This window comes from Citrobacter sp. CK189, from assembly GCF_030333505.1.
Taxonomy (GTDB): Bacteria; Pseudomonadota; Gammaproteobacteria; order Enterobacterales; family Enterobacteriaceae; genus Citrobacter_B; species Citrobacter_B koseri.
Map to the genome: position 1 here is coordinate 189,919 of NZ_JAOWFV010000037.1, position 16,462 is coordinate 206,380.

A 16,462-nucleotide genomic window follows, 5' to 3' on the forward strand; every position below is an offset into this window, starting at 1 on the left:
AAGATAATTCTTTAGTGGCATGACATTAAGCAGGCGTTATATCAAAAAAAGTCTATATTTCACTTTGCCCGCGCCGCGAAAGTCACTGATAATGCGCCGCGTTCATGTCCTCAAAATGGCGTAACGTCCTATGCTACATTTGTTTGCTGGCCTGGATTTACATACCGGGCTTTTATTATTGCTTGCTCTGGCTTTTGTGCTGTTCTACGAAGCGATTAACGGCTTCCATGATACAGCCAACGCAGTGGCAACCGTGATTTATACCCGTGCGATGCGTTCGCAACTGGCGGTTGTTATGGCTGCGGTCTTTAACTTCTTTGGCGTTCTACTGGGCGGTCTGAGTGTAGCCTATGCCATCGTGCATATGTTGCCTACGGATTTGCTGCTTAACATGGGTTCCGCACATGGCCTCGCTATGGTGTTCTCTATGTTGCTGGCGGCCATTATCTGGAACCTCGGTACATGGTACTTTGGTCTGCCTGCCTCCAGTTCCCATACGCTGATTGGCGCCATCATTGGTATCGGTTTAACCAATGCAATGATGACCGGCACTTCAGTGGTGGATGCGCTAAATATACCTAAAGTTATCAATATCTTTGGGTCACTGATTGTCTCCCCTATCGTAGGCCTGGTGTTTGCTGGCGGTCTGATCTTTTTGCTGCGTCGCTACTGGAGCGGCACTAAAAAGCGCGCACGTATCCACCTGACCCCTGCTGAACGTGAAAAGAAAGACGGTAAGAAAAAGCCGCCATTCTGGACGCGTATCGCACTTATCCTCTCGGCTATCGGCGTGGCGTTCTCTCATGGCGCTAACGATGGTCAGAAAGGCATTGGTCTGGTCATGCTGGTTCTGATTGGCGTGGCGCCTGCGGGCTTCGTCGTCAATATGAACGCATCCGGCTATGAAATTACCCGTACCCGCGACGCCATCAACAACGTCGAAACGTACTTCCAGCAGCACCCTGATCTGCTGAAAAAAGTCACCGGCGTGGATCAACTGATTCCCGCACCGGAACCGGGCGCGACAGAACCCGCAGAGTTCCACTGCCACCCGGCGAATACCATCAATGCGCTTGATCGCGCGAAAGGTATGCTGGCGAATCTGGAAAGCTACGACACGTTAAGCGTTGACCAGCGTAGCCAGCTGCGTCGCATTATGCTGTGCATCTCCGACACGACCGATAAAGTCGTGAAGCTGCCTGGCGTAAGCAATGACGACCAGCGTCTGCTGAAAAAACTGAAAACCGATATGCTGAGCACCATTGAGTACGCGCCGATCTGGATAATCATGGCCGTCGCGCTGGCGCTGGGTATTGGCACCATGATCGGCTGGCGCCGCGTGGCGACCACCATCGGTGAGAAGATTGGTAAGAAAGGCATGACCTATGCGCAAGGGATGTCGGCGCAGATGACGGCCGCAGTCTCTATCGGTCTCGCCAGCTACACCGGTATGCCGGTATCCACCACGCACGTCCTTTCTTCCTCCGTCGCGGGGACAATGGTTGTGGACGGTGGCGGTCTACAGCGCAAAACGGTCACCAGCATTCTGATGGCCTGGGTGTTTACCCTGCCAGCGGCGATTATTCTGTCCGGCGTGCTGTACTGGATCTCGCTAAAGATTATCTAAGCGCGACCGTGCCGGATGGCGGCGATGCCTTATCCGGCCTACAAAAACGCAGCACGTAGGCCTTAAAGCGACGCGCCATCAGGCAAAGGAATGCAGAATCAACCGTATTGAGCGGGTCAGGAAACTGACCCGCTTTTTTTGCTCAGTGCCAAATCAACAGCGCAACCATACTGATCAGCACCAGACCGCATAATGCGCTGGTGAGGATGAACTGGCCGCGAACGCGTTCACAACGGCGGATGAATTCATCATCGTGGTGATCGCGATAACGTTGCGCGTAGATATACCACACCAGACGCATCTGTTTGTTGGGTTGACCATGTGAGGTAAAGAAGCCACCTCCATCCACATATTGGTAGAGCAATGGATCGCAACCACGCAGTACCACTAACAGCGCGCGTAACGATGAGAAATAGCGCGCCATATTAACAATGCAAACGACACATAAAGCCCAGAATAATGCGACGGTGCTTATCATACCTCCTCCCCGGCGACCCGCCCACGGAGCTCCTCTCCGGGACTACCGCTCCCCCGATACTCAGCCAGACAGTTCAGTGAAAGAGTCCTGCTAAACCGTTCACGCCAGTGCCCTGCATCCGAACGGCTCTATTAAATAGTGTAGGAGATCAGTTAATTTTTTTGCCAGAAGGTTAACCGCTATCAATGCAATTAACTGAAAATTTTGTTTAACTGATTGGCAAGCAAGGCGGATTGACGGATTATCCAGGTCGCTATAATGTAAGGATAGTCTTTACATTCACTTCTCGGCTGGGCTAGCCCCGCGCTGTAGTTCGCAGGACGCGGGTGACGCGGCGGCACAAGAAACGCTAGCTGGCTAGTCATCGACAACTTATGGAAGGAGTAACACTATGGCTTACAAACACATTCTCATCGCGGTTGACCTTTCCCCGGAAAGTAAAGTTCTGGTAGAAAAAGCGGTTTCAATGGCGCGTCCTTACAACGCGAAAGTCTCTCTTATCCACGTTGATGTCAATTACTCTGACCTGTACACCGGCCTGATCGACGTGAATCTGGGCGATATGCAAAAACGCATCTCTGAAGAAACACACCATGCGCTGACCGAACTTTCCACCAATGCCGGTTACCCTATCACCGAAACCCTGAGCGGCAGCGGCGATCTGGGTCAGGTACTGGTTGACGCGATCAAAAAATACGATATGGATCTGGTCGTTTGTGGTCATCATCAGGACTTCTGGAGCAAACTGATGTCTTCAGCACGCCAGCTGATTAATACCGTGCATGTCGACATGCTGATTGTTCCGCTGCGCGACGAAGAAGAGTAAGTTCTGTTGTGCCGGATGGCGGCTGACGCCTTATCCGGCCAGGCATTCATCAGCCCGATATACACAGCGCCCGCCAATGCGGGCGTTTTTGTTTATGCCTTCCCTCGAACGCATTCCAGTACAACATTCCAGACCACAAATCATAATTAGTGTGATCAACTAATTAGATCGAAAACTATCTCTATAATAATCTATTCATTCGGTTAATGACCGCAGTCTATAACAGAGTCAGACTTTTTCGGCGCGTTTTGGCATACGCGTTCATACTTTTCGGGATGGCATTGAAAGGCGAAGGAATATGAATACAACTGCACCTACGGGCTTGCTACAGCAACCCCGTCCGTTCTTCATGATCTTTTTTGTAGAATTATGGGAACGATTCGGCTATTACGGCGTCCAGGGCATCCTGGCGGTTTTCTTTGTTAAACAGCTTGGCTTCTCTCAGGAACAGGCATTTATCACCTTTGGCGCATTTGCCGCACTGGTGTACGGCCTGATATCCATTGGCGGCTACGTTGGCGATCACCTGCTGGGAACTAAACGTACCCTGGTACTGGGGGCGATTGTCCTGGCGATCGGCTACTTCATGACCGGGTTATCGTTACTGAAACCGAACCTGATTTTTATCGCGCTGGGGACGATTGCCGTCGGTAACGGGCTGTTTAAAGCCAACCCTGCGAGCCTGCTGTCCAAGTGTTACCTGCCCAAAGACCCCCGTCTGGACGGCGCGTTCACCCTGTTTTATATGTCGATTAACATCGGGTCGCTGCTGTCGCTCTCCCTCGCCCCGGTCATCGCCGACAAATTCGGCTATGCCGTTACCTATAACCTGTGCGGCGCCGGGTTGATTGTCGCGCTGCTGGTCTACTTCGCCTGTCGCGGTATGGTGAAAGATATCGGTTCAGAGCCAGACCATAAGCCGCTGAGCTTCCGTAATCTGCTCGCCGTACTGATCGGCACCGTCGCCATGATTTTCCTCTGCGCCTGGCTGATGCATAACGTAAAAATCGCCAACCTGGTGCTGATCGTCCTGTCGATTGTGGTCATCATTTTCTTCTTCCGTGAAGCGTTTCGTCTGGATAAAACCGGACGCAACAAAATGTTCGTCGCTTTTATCCTGATGCTTGAAGCGGTGCTGTTTTATATTCTGTACGCACAGATGCCTACATCGCTGAATTTCTTCGCAATCAATAACGTACATCACGATATTCTCGGTTTTACCATTAACCCGGTCAGCTTCCAGGCGCTGAACCCGTTCTGGGTGGTGGTTGCCAGCCCGGTACTGGCGGCGATTTACACGCGTCTGGGGAGCAAAGGCAAAGATCTGACCATGCCGATGAAGTTTACGCTGGGCATGTTCCTCTGTTCGCTGGGCTTTTTGACCGCCGCCGCCGCAGGCATGTGGTTCGCCGATGCGCAGGGGCTGACTTCACCGTGGTTTATCGTGCTGGTGTACCTGTTCCAGAGTCTGGGTGAGTTGCTGATTAGCGCCCTGGGGCTGGCAATGGTTGCCGCGCTGGTGCCTCAGCACCTGATGGGCTTTATTCTCGGGATGTGGTTCCTGACGCAGGCGGCGGCTTTCCTGCTGGGCGGCTATGTCGCAACCTTCACCGCCGTACCAGAAAACATCACCGACCCGCTCCAGACGCTGCCTATCTACACCGGCGTGTTCAGCAAAATAGGCCTCGTCACACTGGCGGTCACCGTTGTGATGGCAATTATGGTGCCGTGGTTGAACCGGATGATTAATACGCCGGATAGCAGTAAATAAGCGTCAACTTTTAGTTCTGACCGCGAGTAACATCGCGGTTTTTTATCTGTTAACTCTTACTATGTAAGAGTATAATTTAAACAAACAGGTCATCATGGACGGACATGACCATGAACTACATTGAATTTATTGAGACTTCTGTCTTTGCCCGCCAGCGGGAAGCTCTGCTCACCGAGGATGAATATCGCGCATTTCAGGAAATGCTCATTATAAACCCGCTGGAAGGTGATTTAATTCAGGGTACAGGTGGTTGCAGGAAAGTTCGTTTTGCTCCAGCAAGCCACTGTAAGGGAAAAAGCGGCGGGATTCGTAGTATTTACTATTTTCAAAATAGCGAAGGGCGTATCTGGCTTTTCATGGCTTACCCTAAGAACAAAAAGGATAGTCTGAGCGGCGAAGAAAAAAACGCCCTCAAATCCATCATTCACCAACTAAAAGAGGGCTCGTTATGAACGATTTCTTTAAAGATCTGATGGAATCTGCAAGCGAGGCCGTTGAAATCAGCCAGGGTCGCAAACCTGCTGCCCGAATCACCCGATATGAACTTCCAGATGTCAAAGCTATCAGGAAGAAAGCCAATATGAAGCAGAATGAGTTTGCACAGGCAATAGGCGTCTCATCTTCCCTGATTCAGGCCTGGGAGCAGAAGAGGCGTATCCCTACCGGAACTTATCTTAAGGTTCTTCGGGTGATAGAGCGTAATCCAGAGATGGTTAATCTTTTCAAAACAGTCTAATCGCAACATAGTCCGATAAGCACAGCGCTATCGGACATAGCCGCATCCGGCCTGCGTTCGGGCATTTACCCTTTACGCGCGTCAATCCATTCCTGCACTTCAACCACAAAGGTCTCTGGCGCTTTGCGGTACATCTTACGCGCCAGATCGAGAATGGTATGCTGCCCTAACGCTTCTTCCATACGCTGCTGCGCCATGTCCATTACCGAGCGCACGCCGCAGATACCTTCGCAGGCCCACGCCGGAGGCTGCTCATCAAAAACAGCCAGACGCTGGCGAATTTCACGGCATTCAAAGATGCGCTTGTCACCGTCAATGGCGTTGACCACATCCAGCACCGTGATGTGTTCGGCAGGCCTGGCGAGCTGAAAACCACCGCCTTTGCCTTCGATGCTGCGCACCAGGCCCGCTTTCGACAGACGGGTAAAAATCTTGGCCAGATAGTCGTAGGGCACGCTTTGCAGGTCAGCAATTTCGCGAACGCTCATATCGCGGGCGTCGCCTTTGCTGTCCACCATACACATCAGGCTATGGATGCCGTACTCAACCCCGGAACTGTAGAATGCCATGCTCTTATCTCAGCCAAAATAATTCTGAGTTATTGTAGCTTTTTCGACAGGCGCTTGCCAGACAGAGAACCACAGCACATTAGAAATTAAAATTTAATTCATTATTTATCATAATGATAACCACCAGATCTGGATCATTTTCCACCGGATCGCACAAATGACATTGCATTCATTAACTACGACTAATAAAATCCGAGTAAATAACTTCATCGTTAACATTGAGTGCAACCTAAATGCGTAAACAAATTCTGATCGTTGGTGCAGGTTTTTCCGGGATGTGGGCCGCGCTGAGCGCCGCCCGTCTGGCAGATAAACACCAGAATGACACAATTGATATCACCGTTATCGCCCCACAACCCGAGCTTCGCGTACGCCCTCGCTTTTATGAAAATGCCGTCCAGACGCTGGTCGCTCCCCTGCAACCGCTGTTCGACGAAACCGGCGTCAACTTCCTGCGCGGGACGGTTGCGCAGATCCTTCCCGACTCAAAAGAGGTGAGCTGGGCAGATGCCTCCGGCAAAACGCACTTACATCGCTACGACCGTTTGATTCTGGCAAGCGGCAGCCACGTTAACCGTTCACTCGTAACGGGCGCAGATGCGCATGCGTTCGATCTGGATCAACTGGAAAGCGCCGCCGTACTGGAGCAGCACCTGAAGGATCTGGCGAACAAAGAAGAAAGCGACGCGCGCAATACCGTTGTTGTTTGCGGCGGCGGCTTTACCGGGATCGAGATGGCGCTGGAGTTGCCTGGCCGTTTGCGTGATATTCTCGGCGCTGATGCTAAGACCAGAGTAGTCGTAGTTGAACGCGGCCCGCAGCCTGGCGCTCGCTACAGCGAAGAACTGCGCAACGTGATTATCGAAGCGTCGGCAGAGCTGGGCGTGGAGTGGCTGGTGAATACGGAAGTGGAAAGCGTAGACGCAACGGGCATCACGCTGAAAGGCGGGCAAACCATCGCGTCGCAAACCGTCATCTGGACCGTCGGCGTTCAGGCGAACGATCTGACCGGGCAGATTGACGCTCCGCGCGACCGTCAGGGGCGTTTACATGTGAACGCTCAGCTTCAGGTGGTGGGTCACGATGACATTTATGCCACTGGCGATGTGGCGTACGCCGCAACCGATGACAAAGGCAATCATGCGTTAATGACCTGCCAGCACGCTATTCTGCTGGGCAAGTTTGCCGGGAATAACGCGGCCGCTGACCTGCTGGAGGTCGCTCCTCTGCCGTATCGTCAGGAAAACTATGTCACCTGTCTGGATCTTGGCGCATGGGGCGCGGTCTACACCGAAGGCTGGGATCAGCAGGTAAAACTGACGCGTGCGGAAGCGAAAAAACTCAAGCTGTCGATTGTCAGCGAGCTGATCTATCCACCGAAGGCCGACAGAGCCGTGGCGTTTGAGATTGCCGATCCGCTGGCGCCGTTTGTTTAGTCAGCATTGCCGGATGGCGGCATACCCTGCATGAACCGTAGGCCCGATAAGCGAAGCGCCATCGGGCAATTCGTTACTCCACCAATGCCGTACCGGTATAAATATCAAACCGGTGGCCTTTGGTGACAACCGCGTTCGGCGTGGCGATATCCGCTAACGGTGGCGCGTAATCCGGGCGCTTCACTACGACCCGTTTGGTCGCCAGCTGGCGCGCTGGCGCCAGCAAACCATCAGCATCAAGATCCGGCCCAACCAGCGACTGAAACACCCGCATCTCTTTTTTCACCAATGCGCTTTTCTGCTTATGCGGGAACATCGGATCGAGATAAACCACCTGCGGGCGCGGCGTGATATCCGTCAGCGCCGTCAGGCTGGAGGCATGAATCAACTGCAAGCGTTCCTGCAACCACGGGCCGATTTCCGGGTCGGCATACCCGCGCGCCAGACCGTCATCCAGCAACGCCGCGACCACCGGGTTGCGCTCCAGCATGCGCACTCGACACCCCACGGAAGCCAGCACAAAAGCATCGCGCCCCAGTCCCGCCGTCGCATCGACCACATCCGGCAGGTAATCGCCTTTAATGCCGACCGCTTTCGCGACCGCTTCGCCGCGACCGCCGCCGAACTTGCGGCGATGGGCCATCGCCCCGCCGACAAAATCGACAAAGATGCCGCCAAGCTTCGGCTCATCGCGCTTACGCAGTTCCAGATGCGCAGTCGTCAGCACCAGCGCCATCGGGTTGTTTTCGTCATGCTCTAACCCCCAGCGGGCGGCAAGAACAGATAAGGCGCCGTCTCCGGCGCCTGTTTCATCAACTAAGCAGATCTTCACGTACGCTATCAGCCTTTAATGCCGTAGTGCGTCAGCATCGCGTCCAGCTGCGGTTCACGGCCACGGAAGCGCTTGAACAGCTCCATCGGCTCTTCCGAACCGCCGCGCGTCAGGATGTTGTCGAGGAACGACTGCCCGGTATCGCGGTTGAAAATGCCTTCTTCCTCAAAGCGCGAGAAGGCATCCGCCGCCAGTACATCGGCCCACAGATAGCTGTAGTAACCTGCCGCATATCCCCCGGCGAAAATATGGCTGAAGGCGTGCGGGAAGCGACCCCATGACGGCCCCGGCACCACGGCGACCTGTTTTTTGATCTCAGAAAGCGTCTCCAGAATTTTCGCCCCTTGTTCCGGGTTAAATTCCGCATGCAGACGGAAGTCGAACAGGCCAAACTCCAGCTGACGCAGAATAAACAGCGCCGCCTGGTAGTTCTTCGCCGCCAGCATTTTATCCAGCAGTTCCTTCGGCAGCGGTTCGCCGGTCTCGTAGTGACCGGAGATAAACGCCAGCGCGTCCGGCTCCCAGCACCAGTTTTCCATAAACTGGCTCGGCAGTTCGACCGCATCCCACGGCACGCCGCTGATGCCGGAAACGCCCGCCGTTTCGATGCGGGTCAGCATGTGGTGCAGACCGTGGCCGAACTCGTGGAACAGGGTGATCACTTCATCATGCGTGAACAGCGCCGGTTTACCGTTAACCGGACGGTTAAAGTTACAGGTCAGGTAGGCGACCGGTTTTTGCAGCGAGCCATCGGCTTTGCGCATCTGGCCGACGCAGTCATCCATCCACGCCCCGCCACGCTTGTGCTCACGCGCATACAGATCGAGGTAGAAGCTGCCGCGCAGTTCGTTGTTTTCGTCATACAGCTCGAAGAAGCGCACGTCGGGATGCCAGACATCCACATCGTTACGCTCTCTGGCCGTAATGCCGTAAATGCGTTGTACCACTTCAAACAGGCCGTTCACGGCTTTGTTTTCCGGGAAGTACGGGCGCAGTTGCTCATCGCTGATGCTGTAAAGGTGCTGCTTCTGTTTCTCGCTGTAGTACGCGATGTCCCACGGTTGCAGTTCATCGACGCCGAACGTCGCTTTCGCGAAGGCGCGCAGTTGCGCCAGTTCTTTCTCGCCCTGCGGACGCGCGCGTTTCGCCAGATCGGTTAAGAAATCCAGCACCTGCTGCGGGTTTTCCGCCATTTTGGTGGCGAGCGATTTAAAGGCATAGCTGTCGAAACCCAGCAGTTGCGCCAGTTCATGACGCAGCGCGAGGATCTCTTCCATCACCGGGCTGTTGTCCCATTTACCCGCGTTCGGCCCCTGATCGGAGGCGCGCGTCACATAGGCGCGGTACATCTCTTCACGCAATACCGGGTTGTCGCAGTAGGTCATCACCGGCAGATAGCTTGGAATATCCAGCGTCAGCAGCCAGCCTTCCTGTTCTTTCGCTTCCGCCTGCGCTTTCGCGGCGGCCAGAGCGCTTTCCGGCATACCCGCCAGTTCCGCATCGTCAGTCACTAACTTCGTCCAGCCCATCGTGGCGTCGAGCACGTTGTTGCTGTACTGATTACCCAGCTCGGACAGGCGAGTGGCGATTTCACCATAGCGCTGCTGTTTTTCCTTCGGCAGACCAATACCGGAAAGCTCAAAATCGCGCAGCGCGTTATCAACCGCTTTTTTCTGCGCGAGGTTCAGGGTCGCGTAATGGTCGCCGTCGCGCAGGTCGCGGTACGCATTGTACAGACCCTCGTGCTGACCAACCCAGGTGCTGTATTCAGACAGCAGCGGCAGCGTCTGCTCATAGGCTTCGCGCAGTTCCGGGCTGTTTTTAACGGAATTCAGGTGGCTGACCGGAGAGAAAATGCGCCCCAGCACGTCGTCCACTTCCGCCAGCGGCTGGCAGAGATTTTCCCAGGTGTACGGCGCGCCCTGCGCCACTACCCGCTCCACGTTTTCACGGCAGTCATTCAGCGCCTTTGTCACGGCAGGCACCACATGCTCAGGCTGGATTTGGGAAAACGGCGGTAGCGAGAAAGGCGTCAGTAATGGATTGGTCATAAGCGCTGTCCTGTTGAATGAGGTGAATGAAGCGCGCATCCGGCGCTGTGCATATTTGTTTCAGATGGGGGTAAGTGTAGTGAATTTCAATGGCGAGCGTAGCGGAAAAATACCCGGTAGCGCTGCGCTTACCGGCCTACGGGTAATCTGCCCTTTTCTGCTGTAAACTGTGACAAATCGTCTATTTCAGCGGAATTTAATTACCCATGCTCAGTTATCGCCACAGCTTTCACGCTGGCAACCACGCCGACGTCCTCAAACACACTGTTCAGAGCCTGATTATCGAGTCGCTCAAAGAGAAAGAGAAACCGTTTCTTTATCTGGACACGCACGCTGGCGCTGGCCGTTATCAGCTGAGCGGCGAACACGCCGAACGCACCGGTGAATATATGGAAGGGATCGCCCGCATCTGGCAGCAGGACGATTTACCGGCCGAGCTGGAGCCTTATATCGGCGTGGTAGAGCACTTTAACCGTAACGGGCAACTGCGTTACTACCCGGGTTCCCCGCTCATCGCCCGCCAGCTGCTGCGTGAGCAGGACAGCCTGCAACTGACGGAGCTGCATTCAAGCGATTTTCCGCTGCTGCGTTCTGAGTTTCAAAAAGACAGCCGCGCCCGCGTGGAGCGTGCCGACGGCTATATGCAGTTGAAGTCCAAACTGCCGCCGGTTTCGCGTCGCGGCCTGATCCTCATCGACCCGCCTTACGAAATGAAAACCGATTATCAGGCGGTCGTCAGCGGCATCAGCGAAGGGTATAAGCGCTTTGCTACCGGCACCTATGCGCTGTGGTATCCGGTGGTGTTACGCCAGCAAATTAAACGCATGATTCACGACCTGGAAGACACTGGAATCCGCAAAATCCTGCAAATTGAGCTGGCAGTACGCCCGGACAGCGACCAGCGGGGCATGACCGCCTCTGGCATGATTGTCATTAACCCGCCGTGGAAGCTGGAACAGCAGATGAACAACGTGCTGCCGTGGCTGCACAGCAAGCTGGTTCCAGCGGGCACCGGGCACGCTTCCGTCAGCTGGATCGTGCCAGAGTAATCACAGCCATCGGTGGAACCTTTTAATTCCAGGTATACAATCGCGAATATTTTGGCGAATGGCATTGCGCTCATTCGCCCTACAATGAACATGAAGGAGCGGTCATGACCAAACACTATGATTACATCGCGATCGGCGGCGGAAGCGGCGGTATTGCCTCGATTAACCGTGCCGCTATGTACGGTCAGAAATGTGCGTTGATTGAAGCCAAAGAGCTGGGCGGCACCTGCGTCAACGTCGGTTGCGTCCCTAAAAAAGTGATGTGGCATGCCGCGCAGATTCGCGAAGCGATCCATATGTACGGCCCGGACTACGGCTTTGACACCACCATCAACGCATTCAACTGGGACACGCTGATTGCCAGCCGCACGGCCTATATCGACCGTATTCACACCTCGTACGACAACGTGCTGGGTAAAAATAACGTGGATGTGATCAAAGGCTTCGCCCGCTTCGTGGATGCCAGAACCCTTGAAGTGAATGGGGAAACGATCACCGCCGATCACATTCTGATCGCCACCGGCGGTCGCCCGAGCCATCCGTCCATTCCGGGTACGGAATACGGTATCGACTCCGACGGTTTCTTTGCGCTGCCTGCGCTGCCGGAGCGCGTTGCGGTGGTCGGCGCGGGTTACATCGCCGTAGAACTGGCTGGCGTGATTAACGGCCTGGGCGCCCAAACGCACCTGTTCGTGCGTAAACACGCGCCGCTGCGCAGCTTTGACCCGATGATCACCGAAACGCTGGTTGAAGTGATGAACACGGAAGGCCCGACGCTTCACACCCACGCGATCCCGAAAGCGGTGGTGAAAAACGCCGACGGCAGCCTGACCCTGCAACTGGAAGACGGTCGCAGCGAAACGGTGGATTGCCTGATTTGGGCGATTGGCCGCGAACCGGCAACCGACAACGTTAACCTTGCCGCCACTGGCGTGAAAACCAACGAAAAAGGGTACATCGTCGTCGATAAATTCCAGAATACCAGCGTGGAAGGTATTTATGCGGTGGGCGATAACACCGGTGCGGTTGAGCTGACGCCAGTCGCCGTGGCGGCGGGTCGTCGTCTCTCCGAACGTTTGTTCAACAACAAGCCGAACGAGCATCTGGACTACAGCAATATTCCGACCGTGGTCTTTAGCCACCCGCCGATCGGCACCGTGGGCCTGACCGAACCGCAGGCGCGCGAACAGTACGGCGACGACCAGGTGAAAGTGTACAAATCATCGTTCACAGCCATGTACACTGCGGTGACCTCTCACCGTCAGCCCTGCCGCATGAAGCTGGTATGCGTCGGCGAAGACGAGAAGATTGTCGGTATTCACGGCATCGGCTTCGGGATGGATGAAATGTTGCAGGGCTTCGCGGTCGCACTGAAAATGGGCGCCACCAAGAAAGACTTCGACAACACCGTGGCGATTCACCCAACGGCGGCGGAAGAGTTCGTGACAATGCGTTAATCGTCGATAAGCGCCGGATGGTGTGACGATCCTGTCGGCCGGATAAGGCGTTTACGTCGCCATCTGGCACCATGCCCGATGGCGCTATGCTTATCGGGCCTACGCGTGCGGTTTTCCGTAGGCCCGATAGGAACCTCAGCCGTCATCCGGCATTCTTTTATTTTCCTTGCATATACGGCGTATACACCCCGTTCAGGCTTTCCAGGAATGCGACGATATCATCAATATCTTTCTGCGGAATCTCTTTCCCCACCTGATAACGCAACATCAGTTTCACCGCTCCGTCGAGGGTTGGCACATCCCCCCGGTGGAAATACGGCGCGGTCAGCGCAACGTTACGTAATCCTGGCACTTTCTGACGCAATTTATCGCGAACTTCATTGGTGACGTTCATACGTCCAATGTCCGCAGCGGTAATTTCGCCGAAATTAAAGTCTTTCTTCAGACCCAACGGCTCGAAGGAACGCCCACCGAGAATAATACCGCCGTGACAGGTCGCACATTTATTCTCTTTGAACAGCTCATAGCCATGTTTCTGCTGCGCCGTCAGCGCATTTTCATCCCCTCGTAACCACTTATCGAAAGGCGAATTTGGCGTAATCAGCGTCTTCTCAAACTCGGCAATGGCATCCGTAATCGCTTCTCCGCTGAAGCCCTGCGGATATATCGCCGTGAACTGCTGTTTTAGCACCGGGTCTTTATCGAGTTTCCCAATGATTTCATCCCAGGATTTAGAGGCCATTTCAATCGGGTTTAACGGCGGCCCGCCAGCCTGCGCCTGCAACGTCGGCGCGCGACCATCCCAGAATTGCTCAACGTTAAAGATCGAGTTGAACACCGTTGGCGCGTTGATTGGCCCTACCGCACCGCCCACGCCGATGGAGGTTTTCCTGCCGTCCACGCCGCCCGCATTCAGCGCATGGCAATGCGCGCAGGAGATGGTGCTGTCACCCGATAAACGGGCATCGTGGTAGAGGGTAAAACCCAGTGCGACTTTTTGATCGTCAACCGGCAGTTTTTCGGGGACAGGCTGAACCGGCTCATTACGATGCGCCGCCGCCGTATCCGCGCTGGCGTAGTAACGCTCGCGCTGTTTAGCGATCCAGCCGAGAATCTCCTCCCGCTCCGTATCACTGACCTTACCGGCCCAGTGCAGCGCGGTATAGCGCGTTGGCGGCATTGTTTCGTACTGCATCACCCATTCAATCTTATTCAGATCGCTTTGCGTGACGGGTTTATCCGCGACCAACGCGGCGCGTACTGCTTCAAGGTTGAAAGATTTATAGCCCAGTTGAATGTCATAATTCATCAACTGCTTAGCAACGGGAAAAGAGGAATAAAAAGGCAGTTCAGCAGAGGGGGTATGACAATAATCGCATCCCTTTTCCCGTAAAAAACCCAGGATTTTATTATTGTCTTCCAGCGTTGAGGCTTGCACATCAGCTTCTTTACTACGTTGATTATCGTGATACCAGACGTAACCAGATAATCCTAAATAACAAATCGCAATGCCTGCTATGGCTATCGCGGTAAGACGGGTAATGATTTTCATTATTTTACCCTCACTATAGTGAGATATTATGGCCCAGAAGATGAACATAAATCAGGCGTATGTCTTTATTAGACATAGCCATCATAGGAAATACAGGCGAAGGGTTTTTGATAAGTATCAAGCAATTACATGGGGATAAACTATCGATAAGATAGCTTCTCCCTATTATAAGCAGGGTCTTTCGGCGTCGGTATTCATAACTCGTTGCAATCGAATGTTCTGAAAGTGAAAATCTTCCTGTTACGGCTATTCCATATTTTTTATATTATTATCAGTAATCTATATTTAAAGACTCTTTTTCACGCATTAACAAAGCGTGATCTATCGCACAGTTTGCACCTCATATACCGAAGCGAATGTCTACGCTTAATAGACAGCCGGGCAACACCCGTATCATTTACGACGCAATCCGGAGGTCCTTCTCATTATGCTCAACCAGAAATTACACCCCGCCCCATCCGACGAATTAACGATCGAAATCGATCTGCTTTATGAAACGGATCCGTGCGAGTTAAAGCTGGATGAAATGATCGAGGCAGAACCGGAACCTGAGATGATTGAGGGGCTACCCGCCTCCGACGCCCTTACCCCAGCCGATCGCTATCTTGAGCTGTTCGAGCATGTGCAATCATCCCGGCTTTTTGCCGACAGTAAAACTTTCCCCGACTGCGCGCCGAAAATGGACCCGCTGGATATTCTGATCCGCTACCGTAAAGTCAGACGACACCGCGACTTTGACCTGCTGCGCTTTGTTGAAAATCACTTCTGGCTACCGGAAACCTGGTCCAGTGAATATGTCTCCAACCCGGAAAACTCACTGAAAGAGCATATCGATCAGCTCTGGCCGGTGCTGACGCGTGAGCCGCAGGATCACATTCCCTGGTCCTCGCTGCTGGCGCTGCCGCAATCCTATATCGTGCCGGGCGGACGTTTTAGCGAAACCTACTACTGGGACTCCTATTTCACCATGCTGGGCCTGGCGGAAAGCGGCCGGGAAGACCTGCTGAAATGTATGGCAGACAACTTCGCGTGGATGATTGAGAATTACGGCCACATCCCCAACGGAAACCGCACATATTATTTGAGCCGCTCGCAGCCACCGGTCTTTGCGCTGATGGTCGAACTGTTCGAAGAGGATGGCGTGCGCGGGGCGCGGCGCTATCTGGATCATCTGAAAATGGAGTACGCCTTCTGGATGGACGGCGCGGAATCTCTGGTGCTCAACCAGGCCTATCGCCATGTCATCAGAATGCCGGACGGTTCCCTGCTCAACCGCTACTGGGACGATCGCGACACGCCCCGCGACGAATCGTGGCTGGAGGATGTGGAAACCGCCAAACATTCGGGTCGCCCGGCCAATGAGGTATACCGGGATCTCCGTGCCGGTGCGGCCTCCGGTTGGGATTACTCATCACGCTGGCTGCGCGATGCAAGCCGGCTGGCCAGCATCCGCACAACCCAGTTCATCCCCATCGACCTGAACGCTTTCCTCTACAAACTGGAGAGCGCGATAGCCAACATTTCCGCCCTGAAAGGCGATCGTGAAACCGAAGCGGCATTTCGCCAGAAAGCCAGCGATCGCCGCGCCGCCGTAAACCGCTATCTGTGGGATGACGAGAATGGCTGCTATCGGGATTACGACTGGCGGCGCGAGCAAATGGCGCTCTTTTCCGCCGCCAGTATCGTGCCGCTGTACGTCGGCATGGCGACTCACGAGCAGGCAGACCGCCTCGCTAACGCCGTTCGCAGCCGCCTGCTGACGCCTGGCGGGATCATGGCGACGGAGTATGAAACCGGCGAGCAATGGGATAAGCCTAACGGCTGGGCGCCGCTACAGTGGATGGCAATCCAGGGCTTCAAGCTGTACGGCGACGATATGCTGGGGGATGAAATTGCCCGCAACTGGTTAAAAACCGTCAATATTTTTTACCAGCAGCACCATAAACTGATCGAAAAGTACCATATTGCCTGCGGCACGCCGCGTGAAGGGGGCGGCGGGGAATATCCGTTGCAGGATGGGTTTGGCTGGACCAATGGCGTGGTTCGCCGTTTGATTGGTTTATACGGCGAACCATAGC

The 16,462-nt window shown here is 54.3% G+C and carries 14 protein-coding genes; 9 read left to right on the forward strand and 5 right to left on the reverse strand.

Features of this window, described 5'->3' with window-relative positions:
* Positions 1 to 130 precede the first annotated feature (130 nt).
* A complete protein-coding gene (gene pitA, locus OGV83_RS08730; RefSeq protein WP_012135626.1) occupies positions 131 to 1,627 on the forward strand; it encodes an inorganic phosphate transporter PitA in 1,497 nt (498 codons plus the stop codon).
* 142 nt (positions 1,628 to 1,769) lie between these two features.
* Here pitA and uspB read toward each other — a convergent pair whose 3' ends face one another.
* Positions 1,770 to 2,105, reverse strand: coding sequence for a universal stress protein UspB (gene uspB / locus OGV83_RS08735; protein WP_012135627.1), 336 nt, complete (start codon positions 2,103 to 2,105; stop codon positions 1,770 to 1,772).
* Between the two features lie 391 nt (positions 2,106 to 2,496).
* Here uspB and uspA point away from each other — a divergent pair, with 391 nt between their 5' ends.
* The 4 genes from uspA (at position 2,497) to nadS (ending at position 5,438) form a co-directional block, all read left to right on the forward strand.
* Positions 2,497 to 2,931 (forward strand): universal stress protein UspA, encoded by a 435-nt coding sequence (gene uspA / locus OGV83_RS08740; RefSeq protein WP_000323571.1) that lies wholly within the window; start codon positions 2,497 to 2,499, stop codon positions 2,929 to 2,931.
* Positions 2,932 to 3,229: 298 nt separating this feature from the next.
* Positions 3,230 to 4,702 carry a dipeptide/tripeptide permease DtpB gene (gene dtpB, locus OGV83_RS08745; protein WP_047460450.1) on the forward strand — a complete coding sequence of 491 codons (1,473 nt, stop codon included), beginning with the start codon at positions 3,230 to 3,232 and terminating at the stop codon, positions 4,700 to 4,702.
* Positions 4,703 to 4,812: 110 nt separating this feature from the next.
* The gene (locus OGV83_RS08750; protein ID WP_048902455.1) at positions 4,813 to 5,154 is read left to right on the forward strand and encodes a type II toxin-antitoxin system RelE/ParE family toxin; all 342 of its coding nucleotides are present in this window, start codon (positions 4,813 to 4,815) and stop codon (positions 5,152 to 5,154) included.
* On the forward strand, positions 5,151 to 5,438 hold the full coding sequence (gene nadS, locus OGV83_RS08755; RefSeq protein WP_058668245.1) for a NadS family protein: 288 nt from the start codon (positions 5,151 to 5,153) through the stop codon (positions 5,436 to 5,438). The genes OGV83_RS08750 and nadS overlap by 4 nt, the downstream gene beginning before the upstream one ends.
* 65 nt (positions 5,439 to 5,503) lie before the next feature.
* On the opposite strand, the gene OGV83_RS08760 is transcribed toward nadS, so the two are convergent.
* Positions 5,504 to 6,007, reverse strand: a complete 504-nt coding sequence (locus OGV83_RS08760; protein ID WP_012135633.1) for an RrF2 family transcriptional regulator — start codon at positions 6,005 to 6,007, stop codon at positions 5,504 to 5,506.
* 233 nt (positions 6,008 to 6,240) lie between these two features.
* Between OGV83_RS08760 and OGV83_RS08765 the strand changes: the two genes are divergently transcribed.
* Complete coding sequence (locus tag OGV83_RS08765) at positions 6,241 to 7,443, forward strand: NAD(P)/FAD-dependent oxidoreductase (RefSeq protein ID WP_286463441.1); 1,203 nt, start codon at positions 6,241 to 6,243, stop codon at positions 7,441 to 7,443.
* Positions 7,444 to 7,516: 73 nt separating this feature from the next.
* On the opposite strand, the gene rsmJ is transcribed toward OGV83_RS08765, so the two are convergent.
* Together rsmJ and prlC are read right to left on the reverse strand one after the other, a co-directional pair.
* Entirely contained in the window at positions 7,517 to 8,275 is a 759-nt protein-coding gene (gene rsmJ / locus OGV83_RS08770; RefSeq protein WP_012135636.1) for a 16S rRNA (guanine(1516)-N(2))-methyltransferase RsmJ, read from the reverse strand.
* Positions 8,276 to 8,283: 8 nt separating this feature from the next.
* Positions 8,284 to 10,326: an oligopeptidase A gene (prlC, locus tag OGV83_RS08775; RefSeq protein WP_286463443.1), complete on the reverse strand. Its 2,043-nt coding sequence runs from the start codon at positions 10,324 to 10,326 to the stop codon at positions 8,284 to 8,286.
* A gap of 206 nt (positions 10,327 to 10,532) precedes the next feature.
* On the opposite strand from prlC, the gene OGV83_RS08780 reads away from it, so the two are divergent.
* Together OGV83_RS08780 and gorA are read left to right on the forward strand one after the other, a co-directional pair.
* Positions 10,533 to 11,375 carry a 23S rRNA (adenine(2030)-N(6))-methyltransferase RlmJ gene (locus tag OGV83_RS08780; RefSeq protein WP_012135639.1) on the forward strand — a complete coding sequence of 281 codons (843 nt, stop codon included), beginning with the start codon at positions 10,533 to 10,535 and terminating at the stop codon, positions 11,373 to 11,375.
* A 104-nt stretch (positions 11,376 to 11,479) separates the two neighbouring features.
* A complete protein-coding gene (gorA, locus tag OGV83_RS08785; protein ID WP_047460436.1) occupies positions 11,480 to 12,832 on the forward strand; it encodes a glutathione-disulfide reductase in 1,353 nt (450 codons plus the stop codon).
* 157 nt (positions 12,833 to 12,989) lie between these two features.
* Here the strand turns inward: gorA and OGV83_RS08790 are convergent, their stop codons facing one another.
* Positions 12,990 to 14,384, reverse strand: a complete 1,395-nt coding sequence (locus OGV83_RS08790) for a cytochrome-c peroxidase (protein WP_047460433.1) — start codon at positions 14,382 to 14,384, stop codon at positions 12,990 to 12,992.
* 427 nt (positions 14,385 to 14,811) lie between these two features.
* Here OGV83_RS08790 and OGV83_RS08795 point away from each other — a divergent pair, with 427 nt between their 5' ends.
* Entirely contained in the window at positions 14,812 to 16,461 is a 1,650-nt protein-coding gene (locus tag OGV83_RS08795) for an alpha,alpha-trehalase (protein ID WP_012135642.1), read from the forward strand.
* Position 16,462 lies beyond the last annotated feature (1 nt).